This is a genomic window from Klebsiella sp. CTHL.F3a (assembly GCF_019890895.1).
Classification (GTDB): domain Bacteria; phylum Pseudomonadota; class Gammaproteobacteria; order Enterobacterales; family Enterobacteriaceae; genus Klebsiella; species Klebsiella grimontii.
In genome coordinates this window covers 4,763,859-4,781,888 of sequence record NZ_CP082360.1, presented here as the reverse complement: position 1 = coordinate 4,781,888, position 18,030 = coordinate 4,763,859, and the positions used below count along the sequence as shown (strand labels likewise).

Sequence of the window (18,030 nt, the reverse complement as noted above, 5' to 3'; positions counted from 1 at the left end):
CAAGACCTGAGTGCACTTTCGAATTCATTTAGATTCGAAAATGTCCTCGGGTCTTTTTTTTTGGTTTTTTTGGGCTTTATTCATGAAACGAAAATAAAAGTTTAATCTTCATTATACATTTCATTGGTCTCTCAATTAATTATTGAGCAGGGAACGTCTGCTCGTTAGTTTTAAAAATTGCTGAGATATGTCGGGGTGGGGGGAATATGTTTTATTTTGAGAGGAGAAAATTATGTGTTCATAAAATAAATTTCAGTGCGCCGGTGAAAAAGGACTTAATCTTTTATAGCTATACACTATATCAAAATTCTGATGAAGACATTTTGCTTTTTAAACCAAAGCGATATAAATAGGTACCTGGTGCCACTAATATCTATGAGCACTTAAAACATCTCTAAACAAAGTATTTAGTTTATGCGCGAGTGTAACTAAAGAGGGTTTTATAATGAAAAAAAGAGTTTTGTTTATTTTTATATCCGTAATATGCAGCAACTCACATGCTCAAAGCCTAACAATGGAAGAACGCATTGCTATACTTGAAAAAAAATTGCAAGAAAATACCAAAGAACTATATGATACCAGGGCTGAGTTAAAAAAATACAAGCTCAATGATACTGGGTTTACTAAACCAATGTATGCAGAGAATCAGGTATTAGTCAAAAATGTAGACATTACTACCTCCGAAAAAAAGACCATACAAAAAGATGCGGTGAGTAATGATTTGACGTTGAAAGATATAAGTAACTTTGTAAAAAATGATATTGGTTTTTCTTATAATGGTTACTTCCGGTCCGGTTGGGGAACTGCAAACCATGGTTCTCCAAAGGAGTATGCGATTGGTTCACTTGGCAGGTTTGGCAATGAATATACATCCTGGTTTGATTTACAACTAAAACAAAAAGTCTATGATTTGGATGGAAAAACCGCACACGCAGTTGTTATGCTGGATGGTAATGTCGGTGAGCAATACAGCAATGCTGTGTTTGATAAAAATTCAGAGAGTAACTTACAGTTTTCTGATATCTATCTCACAACTAAGGGTTTCCTGAGTTTTGCTCCAGAAGCCGATTTCTGGGTAGGTAAGCACTATCTGCCTAAATATGAGATACAGATGCTTGACTGGAAAAGTATCAGAACTGAAAGTGGCGCAGGGCTCGGTATAGAAAACTGGAAAATTGGCCCAGGAAAATTCAACGTTGCTGTTGTGCGCCAGGATCTGAACGCACGCGCGCTTGATTACAAAACATCAGGAAATTCACTACAACTCAATACTAACGCTCTGGATATTCGTTATCGCGAAATTCCATTATGGGATAAGGCAACACTGGAACTCAATGGTCGCTATAATATGGCGAATAAATCAGACGTTGTTAAGTCAGGAGAGTCTGATGGTCAGTATTATCAAGTAAAAGATGCATGGCTGGCGGCTGCGATTTTAAGGCAGAAATTTAAAACTGGTGGGTATGGAGAATTAACACTACAGGTTGCCGATAATTCTATTGCCAGTTCATTTGCAAAAATTTCAGGAGCAAATCCAACATATGGAAATGGTGACTATTATTATGGGAATCACACGAATGGAAAGGCATTCAGAATTATTTCCCAAGGAGAGTTTTATCCCTCCGAGGACACTATAATGGCACACGCTCTGGTTTATTCAAATGGCCATGATATATTCAGCTATGATACCGGCGCCCATACTGATTTTCAAAGCTACCGAAGTGTCATACGACCTGCTTATATCTGGGATAAATTCAATCAAAGCGGTGTTGAGCTTGGATGGTTTAGACAAGACAACAAATCACAAGGACAAACATTTAGTGAGTCCGGTTACAAAACAACGTTATATCATGCACTCAAAATTGATACGTCAATCTTAACCTCAAGGCCGGAAATTCGTTTCTATACAACTTACATCAGAGCAAATCAGACTGAACTCTCCAATTTTAAATTCAATGATAATAAGAAAGACCAATTTTCGATTGGCGCTCAGGCTGAGGTGTGGTGGTAACTATGTTGAAAACTAAATTATCATCATAAAATCAATTAAGTAATGAGTTGTCGTTTTTTTAGGGTATAGATAATCAAGTTGTTCTTACTAAATGTTATTAAACGAAGGGAGTGCAACTGCCGGCATTTTTATGCAGTAAGTATCTACAAGGGGCATTATGTTATAGCTGTCACATTTTCATAAAACATGGTTTAAATTTGTTGTCTGTAACTATGTATAGAGTATACTGTCAATAGATATGTAGTACAGGCGTGTCACTGGTAATGCAGGCAAGACCTGAAACTCTCCCCCCTTTTTCGGGGCAAGAGTTTCGGGTCTTTTTTTTTGCTCATGGGGCAACTTATGGATCATCTAAATACTGGGCGTACAATTCTTGAATTAGTCGGTGGAGTAGGAAACATCGAACACCTCGAACATTGCTCAACCAGATTACGACTAAGCTTGTATGATAACTCTAAAGTGGAGGTATCTGAACTCAAAAAAATGCCTGGGATAATGGGGGTCGTGACAAATGTGCAGTGTCAGATTGTCATTGGCAAAGACGTTGTAAAAGTGTTTGATGCTATTAAATCATTGATGGGTAATAACTCTGCCGAGAAACAGAAACCTGTTATCAAAAAAAAGTGGAGTGCCTGGCTGATTGATTTTGTTATCAGTATTTTCCAGCCGCTCATTCCTGCTATTGCAGGTGGTGGTGTGCTGAAATCTCTTCTGATCATCATGGACATGGCCGGATGGCTTACGAAGGACAGTTCTACTTATAAAATCTTGGATTGCATTGGAACCGCACCGATCTATTTTTTACCCTTGCTTATAGCAATCACTACTGCGAATAAGCTTAAAGTGAATTCGTTAGTCGCATTAACAGCTGTGTCAGTCTTGTTGTTGCCCACGTTTACTACATTGGCAAAACAAGGGGCAACGTTAATGACGTTTGATATTACGAATGTCTCCTATGCGGCACAGGTATTTCCGGCAATACTTTGTGTGATTTTCTATGCACAAACTGAATCTCTTTTTAATCGTTACACACCTAATGCGTTACGCGGTTTTTTATCACCAATGTTATCGCTGGTCACAACAGTTCCTGTAACACTACTTATCCTTGGGCCTTTAGGTTTTGAAATGGGCTCTTTATTAACCCAACTGATTCTTTGGATGCATGGAAAATTTGGGTTCATCGCCACAGGATTACTGGCTGGCGGGTTACCATTTATTGTGGCTGCAGGAATGCATAAACCTTTTCTTCCTTATGCCATAATGTCGATGGGCCAAACCGGTAAAGAATCTTTATATAATCCAGCTTCCCTGGCACACAATATAGCTGAAGCAGGAGCCTGCTTTGCGGTTTCTCTTAAAAGTAAAAATAAAATGTTTAAAGGTACTGCACTTTCCTCCGGAATCTCAGCCCTCTTTGGTATTACTGAACCTGCACTGTATGGTATTACTTTACTCCATAGGCCTGTGCTTATTTCGGTGATGATAGGTGCAATGATCGGTGGGGCTTTCATGGGATTTACGATGGTCTCAGCTTACGCAATAGTAGCTCCGAGCCTTGCCAGCATCTCAATATTTGCTTCCCCGGATAATCCAACTAGCTTGATGTATGCAATCATAGGTGCTCTGATTTCTTTCAGCATGGCGTTTTTATCAACATTATTCTTTTGGAAAGAAAAGACGGCGACTCTGCCCTCTGATGAGGAAAAATCTAGTTTTGAGGATCCAGCGGCCATCGCTACTTCAAAATCAGTGAATGAATTTTTCTTCACCAGTCCGGTTGAAGGGAAAATCATCCCGTTAACGGATGTAAACGACGATGTATTTTCTGCAAAAATCATGGGCGATGGTATCGCTATCATTCCATCTGTCGGAGCTCTATATGCACCTGCCGATGGCGTTATAGAGCATGTGTTCGAAAGTGGCCATGCAGCAAGCATGATAACTGACCATGGAGTTGAGGTCATCTTTCATATCGGAATTGATACAATACAAATGAACGGAGCAGGCTTTCACCCGCAAATTACCGATGGCCAACGGGTTAAGGCTGGTGAGCTATTAATCGAATTTGATATTGATAAAATCATTAAATCGGGTTACGACCCAGTCGTAGTAATGGTTGTTACAAATAGCGAACGTTTTAAGATGAAATCGTCAACCGAGCAAACCGAAGCAACACATCAGTTAAATATTCTTTCATTAAAAGAGGCTTAATCATTATGTCAAAATCTATTCTTCCCGAGAATTTTTTATGGGGTGCGGCCATTGCAGCGAATCAGGCAGAGGGAGCATGGAACGTTGACGGAAAAGGCCCTTCTGTTGCAGATGCAGTCGCCTATAAGGCTCATTTGAGCACAAGCGATTATGCCGGCCATATGTCCGTATCTGATGAAAACGTTAGCGATGCGCTTAAAGGTGAGAACGATAAAAATTATCCTAAACGCAGAGGTATCGATTTTTATCATCGCTATAAAGAGGATTTATCTCTTTTTGCCGAAATGGGGATAAAAGTACTCAGGGTATCAATAGCCTGGTCAAGAATCTTCCCTACAGGTGAAGATGATCAACCAAATGAAAGTGGTTTACAGTTTTATGAAAATATGTTCACTGAGATGCGCAGACTTGGCATCGAACCACTCGTTACGCTATCACACTATGAAATGCCATTAGTATTGAGTGAGAAATATAATGGCTGGGTCCACCGAAATGTTGTTGATGCGTTTCTGCGCTATTCAAATGTGTGCTTTGACCGTTACAAGAATCTGGTCCGTTACTGGTTAACATTCAATGAAATTGATAGCATTCATCGGCACCCCTTTACGACTGCAGGTGTTCGTGAAGAAAAAAGCTTACCAGGAGAAAGTACACAGGATATTTATCAGGCATTGCATCATCAGTTTGTTGCTTCGGCGTTAGCAACAAAGGACTGCCACGAAAAAATACCTGGTAGCCAGGTGGGATGCATGCTTACCAAGTTAACTACCTATCCTCTGACTTGTCATCCTGATGACGTAGAGGCTACTCTCAAAAAGAATTTAGAAAATTATTTTTATTCGGATGTTCAAATTAAGGGAGAATATCCACCGCTAATTAAGCGGGATCTCGAATTACGTAACATAAAGATAAAAATGCAGCCGGATGATTTGGATACGCTACGACGCTATACTGTAGACTTCCTTTCATTCAGCTATTATATGTCCATTACTGAATCAGTCCAGCCCGATGCAGAACGCACTGCAGGAAATACTATCATGGGTGTAAAAAACCCACATTTGCCTGCATCTGAATGGGGTTGGCAAATAGATCCCGTTGGGCTCAAAATATCGTTGCTGGAACTCTATGATCGATACCAAATTCCGTTATTTATTGTTGAAAATGGATTCGGTGCGAAAGATACAGTAGTTGATGGGAAAATTCATGACGATTACCGCATTAATTATTTTCGTGCGCATTTCGAACAGATGATTGAAGCTGTTAAAGAAGGTGTTGATTTGATAGGATATACAAGTTGGGGCACGATTGATATCATCAGTGCTGGAACATCGCAAATGACCAAACGCTATGGTTTTATATATGTAGATCAAGATGACGAGGGGCATGGTTCATTGAATAGATTACGCAAAGATTCCTTCTACTGGTATCGTAAGGTCATTGCGACCAACGGAACTGATTTAGGTTAATCATTTGTTATCGCGGGAATTGTGATGAAAATTAAAAAGTCCTTAAATAACAGTATGCTGCTTGCTGTTAATGATGGAAAAGAGATTATACTTTTTGGCAAAGGCATTGGTTTTAATTCCAAGCCGGGCACAATGGTCGACTTGAAAAATGTTGAACAGGTATTTATCCCTTTAAATACGCTTAAAGCGCAGCATTACTTGTCCTTGACTGACACAATTCCCGCAGTTTTTTTTGAAATTACGCATGAAATAGTCAAGTTAGCTCAAGCGCATTACAATGAAAAGCTTAATACAGTGTTGCTATTTACATTGGCAGAGCACTTGCATTTCGCGGTTGAACGCTGTAAGGCAAATGTTAACATTGCGAATAAACTCACTTGGGAGATAAAAAGGTATTATCAGAAAGAATATAATATAGGTGAGTTAGCAAGAGATATGGTATCTGCTAAATTTTCTGTAAATCTTCCTGAAGATGAGGCTGTACATATTGCTTTTCACATTATTAATGCAAGTTCCCAATGTGATGAGACTAATGCGCATAAGCAAGTTGAATTAGTGAATAGAGTTGCCGAAATTGTTCGCTATAAACTTAATAAAAACATTGATATCAATTCAATTCACTACGCCAGATTTATTACACATTTAAGGTACTTCGCTGAAAGAGTCTTAAGTAATAACATTGAATTAGAAGAAACTGATGATTTCTATAATGAATTAATTCGCTTCCATCCAAGAGCTATGGTTGTTGCAGAAGCAATTCGTGATTATATAAAAAATAATTACGCTATATTTATTCCAAACGACGAGCTTACCTGGTTAGGGATACATATCAGTAAGCTAAGTAAATATTCAATTTAGTATTGATGGCTGAATTTATCTATTGGGAAGGTGAGTGTGGTAAGTCATTGATATCGCGGTGTTAAAATTGTTATGCTCTTCACTGTAGAACTGGTCTGCTACACATTGATTAACATACCGCGATATTAGTAATGCCTTGCTGCACATTCGACTTTATGACTTACGACGCGAAGATCCACGCTCATTCCATGTCCAACCAGCAAGCTAGTTGAATCAAAATCATACATGCAATTCACCTCATCAAGTCTGCATAAAAACTCAACTAATTAGGTACTGTGAATAGTATCACACGGAATGGTCCGGGAATTCCGTCACCAAAGCTATTTGCCAGAAGCTTGACGGTTGCACCGGTGCATTGATGCCTGAATGCGCCATTACTTATTCAACGGCAGACATGCTCCAGGACACTCTGCCCGTTGGCGTTGCAATTTTTACTTTCATAGTTAATCAGCCCATGCTGGTCCAGCTGAATTTTTTGTGTGATATCCCATCGAACGCGGATGAATAATAGAAGAGGCTGCTGAGTTGCACTTCCATCCAGTCTAGTGACGCTCGCTGTATAAATTACTGGCCGCCTGTGCTGCGAATAAAACGATAAATCTGACGTTCTGGATGAATGTATTGTTTCGCATTAGGTGGATGATTAGGTAATATATTATGCTGATTTTTCGAAATATATTGCAAAATTGTATGGACCGGAAAACGGCCATGCGAATGACAGGTCTGACTGAAGACAACCAGGCAGAGACCTGCTATTCAATATTTTTTCCTGGTTGCCGGGCTATCAGCGAATACTGGTAGGGGAGGAAGGCGACCCTGCGCCTGATGTAGCGATTAAACAGCTTTCTCACGATTATGACTGGCATAAGCGGGGGGCATTATCCTTGCACCAGAGATAATAGAAGCGCCTGAGCAGCTCTTGTGGCCAGACTGGTTCGCCGGGCATCTCGGCCATTTCCAACTCTTCTCCGCGCTGTTTGAGGCAAGCGGCCATAATATCCCAGGTAAATTCCGGGTGGAACTGCACCGAATACGCCGTGTCGCTATAGCGCAGAATCTGGCAGGCGTCACGGGCGGAAAAAGCCATCACGCTGGCACCATCCGGCGGCCGTAGCACGGTTTGCCGGTGAGAAAGCCAGGCCGCGAAGCGACCGGGAAATGTCGTTAGCAGCGGGGCCGTACTGTTTTCGGCGATCTGGATCAGCTGAAGCCCGTGTTCGCTCCCCAGCGGGTTATCCGCAACCAGGCCTCCCAGCGCGTGGGAAATTAGCAGGTGGCCATAGCACACGCCCAGTAGTGGCAGGTTCAGGGCGTGGGCGCGTCGTATCCATTGCGCAGTCTCCTCGCTCCACGCTAACCGGTCGGTGACCATCGCCCAGGAGCCGCTGATGATGGCGCCGCAGATTGTGTCGATAGCGGGCAGGGGCTCCTGGCGATCCGGGTGAATAACCCGGTACTCCCCGCGGGATAAGGCGAGCGCCTGAACGAACCATTGGCTTTGCTCGCCAGCCTCCTCGCGGATTATCGCCGGCGGATCGCCCATTTGAATAATCGCCAACGGCCTGGCCATCTTAGTCCTGCAGATAAAAGTCGATGCTGGAGTTCAGTACCGGGCGAATAATCCCCGTCTGTACCGCAAAGTCGCCGAACGCCACATCATGGTTAGCCGCCTGCGCCCAGGCGCTCAGCAACGCGTCAAGGTCGCGGATAATCTCTTCAAGTGGCTGGTTCTCTTTATAGAGGCGAGGAATACGCGTTCCCTCGCGGTTGCCGCCGAGGTATACGTCATAGCGGCCCACGGCGCGGCCGACGAGGCCGATTTCGGCCAGCATCGCCCGGCCGCAGCCGTTCGGGCAGCCGGTGACGCGAAATATCACGTCCCGATCGGCAATCCCGTTACGCATTAAGATAGCGTCAAGGCGATCGACTATGTCCGGCAGCACGCGTTCGGCCTCGGCCATTGCCAGCGGACAGGTGGGATAGGAGACGCAGGCCATCGCGCTTTTTCGCTGCGGCGATACCGTGTCATCAATCAGGGAATAGCGCTGTGCCAGTGCGTCAATCTGAGCTCGGTTGCGCTCGCTGACGCCGGCGATAATGATATTTTGATTGGGGGTTAAGCGAAAGTCACCGTCGTGGACGGCGGCGATGGCGGCCAGGCCCGACTTGAGAGGCTTGCCGGGCTTATCAATCAACCTGCCGCTGGGGATAAACAGGGTGAGATGGTGCTTACCGTCGATCCCTTCTACCCAGCCGATACGATCGCCGCGACTGCTGAAAGCGTAAGGCCGCAGCGGTTGGAATGCCATGCCTGCTCGCAGCTCGACTTCCGCTTTAAATACCTCAATGCCGAGTCGATCGATAGTATATTTAGTTTTAGCGTTGCGTCGATTTGCGCGGTTTCCACGGTCTCTTTGGGTGGCGACAACGGCGGTGGCAACCGCCAGCGTAGCGTTCAAAGGAATATACCCCAGCTCTGTCGCCAGGCGCGGATAGGTGCTCTGGTCGCCGTGGGTCATCGCCAGGCCGCCGCCTACAAGCACATTGAAGCCCGTCAGCTGTCCATTCTCGCCGATAGCGATAAAGTTAAGATCGTTGGCGTGCAAATCGACGTCGTTTTGCGGTGGAATGACCACCGCGGTTTTGAATTTGCGCGGCAGATAGCTGTTGCCCAGAATGGTCTCTTCTTCCGGCTGCGCGATCTTTTCACCGTCCAGCCAAACTTCGGCATAGGCGTTTGTTTTCGGCAACAGATGCTCCGATATCTTTTTAGCCCACTCGTAAGCCTGATGATGAAGCCCGGACTCCACCGGATTTGAAGTACACAGTACGTTACGGTTGACGTCGCCCGCCGTCGCCCGCGAATCGAGACCCAACTGATGCAATAGCCGATGAACCGGCTTGATATTACGCTTTAGCACGCCGTGCAGCTGCAGCGCCTGGCGGTTGGTGATGCGGATGCTGCCGTAAAGCGTATGCTGCGACGCAAACTCGTCGATCCCCAGCCACTGCTGCGGGCTGATGATCCCGCCAGGTAAACGCACCCGCAGCATCACCGTATGCAGGGGTTCTAGCATTTGCGCCGTTCTTTCCTGGCGAATATCGCGATCGTCCTGCTGGTACATGCCGTGAAAGCGGATCAGCTGAAAGTTATCGCCGAGAAATCCGCCGGTTAATTCGTTATGCAGATCTTCTTTAATCGTGCCGCGCAGAAGTTGGCTCTGCTGTTTTAATCGTTCATTATCTGAAAATTTATCATTGCTCATTATAGTGTTCTCAAATATGTGCAGGTTAATTCACCCAAAAATACCAGTGGATTACATCACAGCAGATCCTTAACCAACATGAACAGTTAGTTTGTTAATCGATATAACAGTTGTTATAACCGCTGGTTCTAATTAATAATTATTCGTCCTGAGTCATTTTACCGTTATACGTTAGTGATTGTTTTGCTAATTGCTGAGCGCCCCACGGGGGGGCATCAGGGAGGCAGTGATATTGAGGCTACCAGCGCGCGCAGTGATTTATTTTTTATACGCTGCGAGCGCTGGTAGGCTATACAAGGCAGGCGTGGTGTGGATATAGTGCTGGATCTGGTCGACAAACGCATGTTTACTTTTGAAATTATATTTAAGGTAGGCCGAGTCGGTATCCTCAATCCCGAGGATGATATCCATTATTGCATATTCAATTTTTTTATTGCTGATGAATTTGTTGACAGTCACTCCGGTTTGTTTTTTAAAAATGCGATGCACATATTGCCGGGAAACCTGCAGATATTCAGAGATATCATAAACTGAAATGTTATTATTTATATTTTGATAAATGTACTGTATGGCGAAATTCACCAATGCCTGGCTATTGGATATTATGCTGTCGGAGAGTTGAACCTGGTGATGCATAGATACTACTTCTTTTTTGACTATATCTTTTTTATCGTAGACGATTTAAAACGGAACGAAATATACAATATAGTGGTTTTTATGGATAACAGTATTATGAGTGCCGTGATAATCGATATTTCAGCGCAGGCGGTTTGTCGGCGTCATCTCCGCTCGCACAGCAGGGCACGGCATGAAGCATGGCCGATCGCAATCAGCCATGCTGCGGCAGGGGTGAGCTAAACGATTTCGTTCATCTGCTGATAATTCTGGCCGTGAAATTGCTGAACGGTGGCGTTGTCCCGGCACTGTTGGCTGTAACGGCCGGGGGGACTCCTGTGATGCGTTGAAATGCGCGATTAAACGCGGCTTGGGATTGATAGCCGACTCGTTCCGCGGTCTGCGTCAGGCATACGCCGCCGGCGATGTGCTGGCAGGCCAGGGTCACGCGGAACTTTGCTAAGGGTTTTGGTATGAGGATTAGAGACGCTGGCGGCGTCTTCTGGCTTCAAAGGAAAATCTGTACAGGGTTGAGCCTGGTAACTACCTGCCCATATGTTGTACGATACCAAAGCCAGTACAACACACAGGCGTTTGGATGTGATTTTAGAAGATACAATTTCTTGGGTATTTTAACCTAAGTTATTGATTTATTAGAGAGTGCCGATAATAGGAGTCGAACCTACGACCTTCGCATTACGAATGCGCTGCTCTACCAACTGAGCTATATCGGCCCTGCAAGACGTGCTGACGAGCGTAAGCACGGGATAGAAGGTTAAAACTAAGTGGGTGATGCGTCAATGCCCTTGCGAATCAAACGGCTACTTTTGCATCACCCAATGAGCATTAAGCACGAATGGTATCGTCGCCGAAACCAATCCACTTATAGGTCGTCAGGGCTTCCAGCCCCATCGGGCCGCGCGCGTGCAGCTTCTGGGTGCTGACCGCCACTTCCGCGCCGAGGCCGAACTGACCGCCGTCGGTAAAGCGGGTAGAAGCGTTGACGTACACCGCCGAGGAGTCCACCTCGTTGATAAAGCGGTTCGCGTTGCCCAGGGTACGCGTCAGGATGGCGTCGGAATGCTGGGTGCCGTGCTCGCGAATATGCGCTACCGCTTCATCCTGATCGGCCACCACCTTCACGTTCAGATCCAGCGACAGGTACTCGTTGTCATACTGCTCCGCTTTCACCGGCTCTACGCTGGCCGGGCCGTTTTGCAGCGCGGGCAGGGAGGCCGCATCGGCGTGCAGGCTGACGCCGCTTTCCGCCATCTGCTTGCTCAGCGCGGGCAGGAAGCGTTCGGCGATATCCTGATGTACCAGCAGCGTTTCGACCGAATTACAGGCGCTCGGGCGCTGCACTTTGGCGTTAACGATCACTTTCAGCGCTTCGGCAACGTCAGCGGAGTGGTCGATATAAATATGGCAAACGCCGATACCGCCGGTGATCACCGGGATCGTCGACTGCTCGCGGCATAGCTTGTGCAAACCTGCGCCGCCGCGCGGGATTAGCATATCGATATACTTATCCATCTTCAGCATCTCGCCGACCAGCGCGCGATCCGGACTCTCAATCGCCTGCACGGTGGCCGCCGGTAAGCCGAACTCTTGCAGCGCCTGCTGAATCACTTTCACCGTGGCGGCGTTGGTGCGCCAGGTCTCTTTGCCGCCGCGCAGAATCGCCGCGTTGCCGGTTTTCAGGCACAAAGAGGCGACGTCGACGGTCACGTTTGGACGGGCTTCGTAAATCACGCCCACTACGCCCAGCGGCACGCGGCGACGCTCGATACGCAGGCCGCTGTCCAGCAGGCCGCCGTCGATCACCTGACCGACCGGATCAGCCAGGCTGCAGACCTGACGAACATCGTTAGCAATCCCGGTCAGGCGAGCCGGATTGAGCGCCAGGCGATCGAGCAGCGCTTCGCTCAAACCGTTGGCGCGCGCTTCCGCCAGATCCTCAGCGTTAGCCCGCAGAATCGCGTCGGTCTGCGCTTCAAGATAGTCGGCAATCTTTTCCAGCACCTGGTTCTTTTCGCGGCTGGAAAGCTGCGCGAGTTTATACGAGGCCGCTTTGGCAGCAATGCCCATTTTTTCCAGCATTTTCAGCTCCTTAACGGATAATCATGTCGTCACGGTGGACGGCGACCGGGCCGTATTCATAGCCCAGAATGGCATCGATCTGCTGCGAGTGCTGCCCGGCGATGCGGCGCAGCGCATCGCTGTTATAACGGCTGACGCCGTGGGCGATATCGCGGCCTTCAAGGCTGCGAATGCGGATCACTTCGCCGCGCGAGAAGTTGCCGGTGATGGTTTTAATCCCTTTCGGCAGCAGGGAGCTGCCGCGTTCGAGAATGGCCTGGGTCGCACCGGCGTCCACGGTAATTTCTCCCGCCGGCGGCGCGCCGAAAATCCAGCGCTTGCGGTTTTCCAACGGCGACTCCTGGGCGTGGAAGCGGGTGCCAACGGAAACCCCCTCCATCACGTCGCCAATCACGCCCGGACGGCTACCGGCGGCGATGATCGTGTCGATGCCCGCGCGGCAGGCGACATCGGCGGCCTGCAGCTTGGTGCCCATACCGCCGGTACCTAAACCCGATACGCTGTCGCCCGCGATCGCGCGCAGGGCGTCATCGATACCGTACACGTCTTTAATCAGCTCGGCCTGCGGGTTGTTGCGCGGGTCGGCGGTGAACAGGCCCTGCTGATCGGTCAGCAGCAGCAGTTTATCGGCGCCCGCGAGAATCGCCGCCAGCGCCGAAAGATTATCGTTATCGCCGACTTTAATCTCGGCGGTGGCCACGGCGTCATTTTCATTAATTACCGGCACGATGTTGTTATCCAGCAGCGCGCGCAGGGTATCGCGGGCATTAAGGAAACGCTCGCGGTCTTCCATATCGGCGCGGGTCAGCAGCATCTGGCCGACGTGAATGCCATAAATAGAAAACAGCTGTTCCCACAGCTGGATAAGACGGCTCTGGCCAACCGCCGCCAGCAGCTGTTTGGACGCGATGGTCGCGGGCAATTCCGGGTAGCCGAGGTGTTCACGTCCGGCGGCGATCGCCCCGGAGGTCACTATCACAATTCGGTGGCCCATCGCGTGCAGCTGTGCGCACTGGCGCACTAATTCAACGATATGGGCGCGGTTCAGGCGGCGGGATCCGCCCGTTAAAACACTGGTGCCCAGTTTTACCACCAGCGTCTGGCTATCACTCATGATTCTCTGCCGTTCAAAAAGGAGTTTCGATATCGAATTGATGTTGTAACAGGAGTCAGCCCGCTTGCCAACACCTGGCGTGGTGGACGAACCACTTCATTGCGCGGATCGGGCATTCTGGCGGGGAAACGTGACACATTCATGACGGAAATAATTAAATACGCTTTTTTATCAAAAGTTCCATATTGTCATAAATTTTTAATATTAGAGCGTTAAAAAACCTGCAGTTTTTGACAGGGCTTCCGCCCGGAATTGATTAGCGCGTATAAATAAATCACCAGGACTAGATAATGAAAAAGAGCTCACTGGCATTAATGATGATGGGTCTTATTGCTTCTTCGGCTACCCAGGCGGCAGAAGTTTATAATAAAAACGGCAATAAACTGGACATCTACGGCAAAGTCAAAGCGATGCACTATATGAGCGACTATGACAGCAAAGATGGCGACCAGACCTACGTTCGTTTCGGCATCAAAGGCGAAACGCAGATTAACGACGATCTGACCGGCTACGGCCGCTGGGAATCAGAGTTCTCCGGCAACAAAACCGAAAGCGACTCTTCGCAGAAAACGCGCCTGGCGTTCGCCGGGGTGAAAGTTAAAAACTACGGTTCATTTGACTACGGCCGTAACCTCGGCGCGCTGTACGACGTCGAAGCCTGGACCGATATGTTCCCGGAATTCGGCGGCGACTCTTCCGCGCAGACCGATAACTTTATGACCAAACGCGCCAGCGGCCTGGCAACCTACCGCAATACCGACTTCTTCGGCGTGGTGGATGGCCTGGATCTGACCCTGCAGTACCAGGGCAAAAACGAAGGCCGTGAAGCCAAAAAACAGAACGGCGACGGCTTTGGCACCGCGTTAAGCTATGACTTCGGCGGCAGCGATTTTGCCGTCAGCGCGGCCTACACCAGCTCCGATCGTACGAACGATCAGAACCTGCTGGCCCGCGGTACGGGTAAAAAAGCGGAAGCCTGGGCGACCGGCCTGAAATATGACGCCAATAATATCTACCTGGCGACCATGTACTCCGAAACCCGCAAAATGACGCCAATCAGCGGCGGTTTTGCCAATAAAGCGCAGAACTTTGAAGCCGTGGCGCAGTACCAGTTCGACTTCGGCCTGCGTCCGTCCCTGGGCTACGTGTTGTCAAAAGGCAAGGATATTGAGGGCGTGGGAAGCGAAGACCTGGTCAACTACATTGATGTTGGCGTGACCTATTACTTCAACAAAAACATGAACGCCTTTGTTGATTATAAAATCAACCAGCTGAAGAGCGATAATAAGCTCGGGATCAACGATGACGATATCGTCGCTGTCGGTATGACCTACCAGTTCTAAGACTGATCGACAATAAAGCCGCCGTGGTAACAGGGCGGCTTTACTATTTGTGATTAACGGTTTTTCGCCAGGTGCAGATTATCGTTATTCATCGTGATCTGCGCGTTATATTCCTTCGGCAGACGGCGCGCCTGGTAGAATACCGATTGCCAGTACGGATTATCCAGCGAAGAGCGCATCACGCCCTGGCTGGTGGAAGCGTGAAGGAAATTACGGTCGGTATCATAGAAGCCGACGTGCATGCCGCCTTTAATTCGGAAGAAAACCAAATCCCCCGGCCGTAGCTGGCGCGGACTCACGCGCTCACCCATGTGCAGCAGTTCGCGAGTGGTGATGCGCTCCATCGGCAGGTTAAAGCGATCTTTGAGCGTACGCCAGACAAACCCGGAGCAGTCGACGCCGCTTTGCTCCGTCCCGCCCCATTCGTAGGGCGTTCCCTCCCAGGTATGCATCTGATCGTGCAGCGCGGCGATCACCGGGATCAGATCGTCAGAACCTCCGTCAATGGTCGAGTGGCTACTCTGGGCGGCGGTTTTATGCGGTTTCGATGAGGATGAACATCCTGCCAAAAGCAAAAAAGGAACAAATAATAGCGCGTGAGAGAGTCTGGGCTTCATATCATTGTTTTTCGTCACTGAAAACGGGCCGTGATATTTTATAGCCGATTCGCTACGGCCTCAGAATGACCAAACGCAAAATTTACGAAACCTTACGTAAATAATATAGGCCGGTTCGCTGCGTGAGAATTAACGCTGATTATTTATGGCAAAACCGAATCCGCCATATTAATAATTTTTTTCTCCTTGAAACAATATTTCACAAATATACGGATGCTGGACGTTCCTTCTGCTTCCGTGCTGGGTGAAAAATCCTCATCATTCCGCCATTGCGCCGCCTGGCTGCGCTCCAGTACTTTTGTAGCCAAAAAGAGAGAGTGGGGCGGCCAATGCATCTGGATTTTCGCCAACTGCGCAACTTTGTGGCGCTAGTTGAATACGGCAGTTTTAATCGCGCGGCGGAGGCGGTGTGCCTGTCGCAGTCGGCCTTCAGCCGCAGCATTCAGGCGCTGGAGCAGAGCGTCGGCCATCCGTTATTCGATCGTCAGAGTAAGCTACCGACGCTCACCCTGCACGGGCAAAAGCTGCTGCCCTACGCCCGCCGCTTTCAGGAGCTGAACGTGGAGCTCAGCAGCCAGCTGCGCGAAGCGGACGATGCGCAAAACGGCGAGGTCGCTTTTGGCTGCGGCCCGGCCCCTGCCGCGAGGCTGATTCCGGCCGCCGTCGGCGGGTTTCATCGCCTTTTACCGCAGGCGAGGGTGCGCTTTCAAATCGATAACTGGCTGGCGCTGCATCAGGCGCTGAACTCCCAGCTTTACCCTTTTGTGGTCGCCGACAGCTGGCAGGCCGAGCTCGACCCGCAGCTGCGCGTGCAGCCGCTCAGCCCGCAGCGCTGCTTTTTCGTCTGCCATGCCGACCATCCGCTGGCCAAACAGGGGCCGGTCTCTATTCAGGCGATGCTGCGCTACCCCTTTGCGGCGCCCTATTTGCCGCCGGGCGTGCGCAAGGTGCTGGCGACCCTTAGCCAGCAGCAGGATTTTACCCCGGCGATTCAGTGTGACCATATCTACGCGCTGCTTGCCACCCTCGCGCAGACCAACGCGATTAGCTTCGCCAGCGAGGACGGCTTCGCGCTGTGCCAGCACAGCCATCGGCTGGTTAAGCTGGAGCTCAGCGATCTGCCTGAGGAGTGGCGGCTGATGCAGACCCGGTTTGCCATTATCTCTCCGGTTCACGCGGCGCAGCCGCCGCTGGTGGAGAAGCTAATTGAGATTATTCTTCATACCGATCGTCAGCATCAGCTGCAGCTGCTGGCGCAGGAGGAGAGCGGTTAACCGGCGTTTTTCGCCAGGCCTTTGGCATCATACTGCGGCCAGCGATTTTCCAGCCGCAGGGATTTCAGCGCCTGCTCGACAAACTGGCCGTCCACCCACTGGCTGACGTCAAAAGCGCTGCGGATCAGGCGTCCCGATTTCGCCTGTTCGACGCTACGGCTAAAGCTGTCGGTCAGGAACGGGTCGATACGCGGCGAGGTGGTAAAGTTCAGATCCTGCGGCTGCAGCTCTTCGAGAAACAGCGCCTGCGGGATCTGGCTTTGCTGCGCCATCTCGGCGGACCAGGCGTCGCGATTAGCCGGGTCGCTGATTTCCGCGGCGTTCTTCACCAGTACGTTAATCATCTGCTGGGTCGCCTGCGGCCAGGCGTCAATAAACGTCTGCGTGCCGAGGAATCCCGCCTGAGTCGTGTTCTGACGGCCGGAATCGCCGCTTTTGACGACCACATCAATCTTATCGCCGCGCAGCGCCAGCAGCGAAACGCCGCCCCACACCGCATCGACGCGACCGGCCGCCAGCGCCGCTTTGCCGGCGTTCCAGTCGAGGTTGATTACCTGCAGGCTACGCTCATTGAGGCCGACGGTTTGCAGCGCGCGGTCAAAGGCCAGCTGGTCCGCCGTGCCGCGATATACCGCCACCCGTTTGCCTTGCAGATCGGCCAGCGTTTTAATCCCCGAGGCTTTGGTCACCGCAAGGTAAGATTCCGAGCCGCGGCTGCCCAGCAGCAGGCGCGTCGGCAGTCCGTTGGCTTTACCGATAATCGCCGCCAGATCGCCGAGGTAGACAAAATCCAGCTGGCGGTTGGCTAACGCTTCATTTACCGCCGGGCCAGCGCCTTTGAAAAACTGCCACTGCACTTCTACGCCCTGCGGTTTAAACGTTTCTTCCAGCTGATGGCGGATAAACGCCATGCCGACCGGACCCTCAATAAAGGGTTTACTGCCTGCGCTCTGGTCCGGCACGCCGATGCGAATGGTGCGTAGCGCTTCGGCCTGGACGCTTGCCGCCAGGCCGATAACCGCCGCCAGCGCCAGCAAGGTGCGGCTAAAAAATGCTTTCATCATAACGTATTGCTCCCTTGAGTTTTTTCTCACCCTAAAGAGCCCACGGGTCGCGTGTTAAATGCTTTTATTCGCCAAGCATGGGTGAAAAAAA

The 18,030-nt window shown here is 49.3% G+C and carries 14 protein-coding genes and 1 tRNA gene; 6 read left to right on the top strand and 9 right to left on the bottom strand.

Going from position 1 to position 18,030, the window contains the following annotated elements; translation table 11 throughout:
• Nucleotides 1-445 precede the first annotated feature (445 nt).
• The 4 genes from K7H21_RS22480 (at nt 446) to K7H21_RS22465 (ending at nt 6,546) form a co-directional block, all read left to right on the top strand.
• A complete protein-coding gene (locus tag K7H21_RS22480) occupies nt 446-2,011 on the top strand; it encodes a carbohydrate porin (RefSeq protein WP_139529279.1) in 1,566 nt (521 codons plus the stop codon).
• Nucleotides 2,012-2,353: 342 nt separating this feature from the next.
• Entirely contained in the window at nt 2,354-4,222 is a 1,869-nt protein-coding gene (locus K7H21_RS22475; RefSeq protein ID WP_223035378.1) for a beta-glucoside-specific PTS transporter subunit IIABC, read from the top strand.
• 5 nt (nt 4,223-4,227) lie between these two features.
• Nucleotides 4,228-5,688, top strand: a complete 1,461-nt coding sequence (locus K7H21_RS22470) for a glycoside hydrolase family 1 protein (RefSeq protein ID WP_004129335.1) — start codon at nt 4,228-4,230, stop codon at nt 5,686-5,688.
• Nucleotides 5,689-5,712: 24 nt separating this feature from the next.
• The gene (locus tag K7H21_RS22465; RefSeq protein WP_004129338.1) at nt 5,713-6,546 is read left to right on the top strand and encodes a PRD domain-containing protein; all 834 of its coding nucleotides are present in this window, start codon (nt 5,713-5,715) and stop codon (nt 6,544-6,546) included.
• An 853-nt stretch (nt 6,547-7,399) separates the two neighbouring features.
• On the opposite strand, the gene K7H21_RS22460 is transcribed toward K7H21_RS22465, so the two are convergent.
• The 7 genes from K7H21_RS22460 to proB form a co-directional block, all read right to left on the bottom strand.
• Nucleotides 7,400-8,116, bottom strand: coding sequence for a glutamine amidotransferase (locus K7H21_RS22460; protein WP_128349302.1), 717 nt, complete (start codon nt 8,114-8,116; stop codon nt 7,400-7,402).
• Between the two features lies 1 nt (nt 8,117).
• Nucleotides 8,118-9,812: an assimilatory sulfite reductase (NADPH) hemoprotein subunit gene (cysI, locus tag K7H21_RS22455; RefSeq protein ID WP_004129345.1), complete on the bottom strand. Its 1,695-nt coding sequence runs from the start codon at nt 9,810-9,812 to the stop codon at nt 8,118-8,120.
• Nucleotides 9,813-10,070: 258 nt separating this feature from the next.
• Nucleotides 10,071-10,448 carry a helix-turn-helix domain-containing protein gene (locus K7H21_RS22450; RefSeq protein WP_004129346.1) on the bottom strand — a complete coding sequence of 126 codons (378 nt, stop codon included), beginning with the start codon at nt 10,446-10,448 and terminating at the stop codon, nt 10,071-10,073.
• Nucleotides 10,449-10,680: 232 nt separating this feature from the next.
• Nucleotides 10,681-10,875, bottom strand: a complete 195-nt coding sequence (locus tag K7H21_RS22445; protein WP_224326421.1) for a helix-turn-helix domain-containing protein — start codon at nt 10,873-10,875, stop codon at nt 10,681-10,683.
• A gap of 213 nt (nt 10,876-11,088) precedes the next feature.
• Nucleotides 11,089-11,161: transfer RNA gene (locus K7H21_RS22440), tRNA-Thr, on the bottom strand.
• Between the two features lie 112 nt (nt 11,162-11,273).
• Complete coding sequence (proA, locus tag K7H21_RS22435) at nt 11,274-12,527, bottom strand: glutamate-5-semialdehyde dehydrogenase (RefSeq protein ID WP_223035377.1); 1,254 nt, start codon at nt 12,525-12,527, stop codon at nt 11,274-11,276.
• Between the two features lie 10 nt (nt 12,528-12,537).
• Nucleotides 12,538-13,641, bottom strand: a complete 1,104-nt coding sequence (gene proB / locus K7H21_RS22430; protein ID WP_004099297.1) for a glutamate 5-kinase — start codon at nt 13,639-13,641, stop codon at nt 12,538-12,540.
• 290 nt (nt 13,642-13,931) lie between these two features.
• Here proB and phoE point away from each other — a divergent pair, with 290 nt between their 5' ends.
• On the top strand, nt 13,932-14,984 hold the full coding sequence (phoE, locus tag K7H21_RS22425) for a phosphoporin PhoE (protein ID WP_223035376.1): 1,053 nt from the start codon (nt 13,932-13,934) through the stop codon (nt 14,982-14,984).
• Between the two features lie 53 nt (nt 14,985-15,037).
• Here the strand turns inward: phoE and K7H21_RS22420 are convergent, their stop codons facing one another.
• Entirely contained in the window at nt 15,038-15,601 is a 564-nt protein-coding gene (locus tag K7H21_RS22420; RefSeq protein ID WP_004099299.1) for a C40 family peptidase, read from the bottom strand.
• A 329-nt stretch (nt 15,602-15,930) separates the two neighbouring features.
• Here K7H21_RS22420 and K7H21_RS22415 point away from each other — a divergent pair, with 329 nt between their 5' ends.
• The gene (locus K7H21_RS22415) at nt 15,931-16,875 is read left to right on the top strand and encodes a LysR family transcriptional regulator (RefSeq protein WP_004129427.1); all 945 of its coding nucleotides are present in this window, start codon (nt 15,931-15,933) and stop codon (nt 16,873-16,875) included.
• Here K7H21_RS22415 and K7H21_RS22410 read toward each other — a convergent pair.
• Nucleotides 16,872-17,939: an ABC transporter substrate-binding protein gene (locus K7H21_RS22410; RefSeq protein ID WP_004129429.1), complete on the bottom strand. Its 1,068-nt coding sequence runs from the start codon at nt 17,937-17,939 to the stop codon at nt 16,872-16,874. The two genes, K7H21_RS22415 and K7H21_RS22410, sit on opposite strands and share 4 nt — an antisense overlap.
• Nucleotides 17,940-18,030: the final 91 nt, after the last annotated feature.

Bases quoted from the DNA above. Each gene is read 5' to 3' on its own strand.
- K7H21_RS22470 (WP_004129335.1), top strand. From the start codon at position 4,228: ATGTCAAAATCTATTCTTCCCGAGAATTTTTTATGGGGTGCGGCCATT.
- K7H21_RS22410 (WP_004129429.1), bottom strand. From the start codon at position 17,939: ATGATGAAAGCATTTTTTAGCCGCACCTTGCTGGCGCTGGCGGCGGTT.
- K7H21_RS22460 (WP_128349302.1), bottom strand. From the start codon at position 8,116: ATGGCCAGGCCGTTGGCGATTATTCAAATGGGCGATCCGCCGGCGATA.
- cysI (WP_004129345.1), bottom strand. From the start codon at position 9,812: ATGAGCAATGATAAATTTTCAGATAATGAACGATTAAAACAGCAGAGC.
- K7H21_RS22415 (WP_004129427.1), top strand. From the start codon at position 15,931: ATGCATCTGGATTTTCGCCAACTGCGCAACTTTGTGGCGCTAGTTGAA.
- K7H21_RS22465 (WP_004129338.1), top strand. From the start codon at position 5,713: ATGAAAATTAAAAAGTCCTTAAATAACAGTATGCTGCTTGCTGTTAAT.
- proA (WP_223035377.1), bottom strand. From the start codon at position 12,527: ATGCTGGAAAAAATGGGCATTGCTGCCAAAGCGGCCTCGTATAAACTC.
- K7H21_RS22480 (WP_139529279.1), top strand. From the start codon at position 446: ATGAAAAAAAGAGTTTTGTTTATTTTTATATCCGTAATATGCAGCAAC.
- K7H21_RS22420 (WP_004099299.1), bottom strand. From the start codon at position 15,601: ATGAAGCCCAGACTCTCTCACGCGCTATTATTTGTTCCTTTTTTGCTT.
- K7H21_RS22450 (WP_004129346.1), bottom strand. From the start codon at position 10,448: ATGCATCACCAGGTTCAACTCTCCGACAGCATAATATCCAATAGCCAG.
- K7H21_RS22475 (WP_223035378.1), top strand. From the start codon at position 2,354: ATGGATCATCTAAATACTGGGCGTACAATTCTTGAATTAGTCGGTGGA.
- phoE (WP_223035376.1), top strand. From the start codon at position 13,932: ATGAAAAAGAGCTCACTGGCATTAATGATGATGGGTCTTATTGCTTCT.
- proB (WP_004099297.1), bottom strand. From the start codon at position 13,641: ATGAGTGATAGCCAGACGCTGGTGGTAAAACTGGGCACCAGTGTTTTA.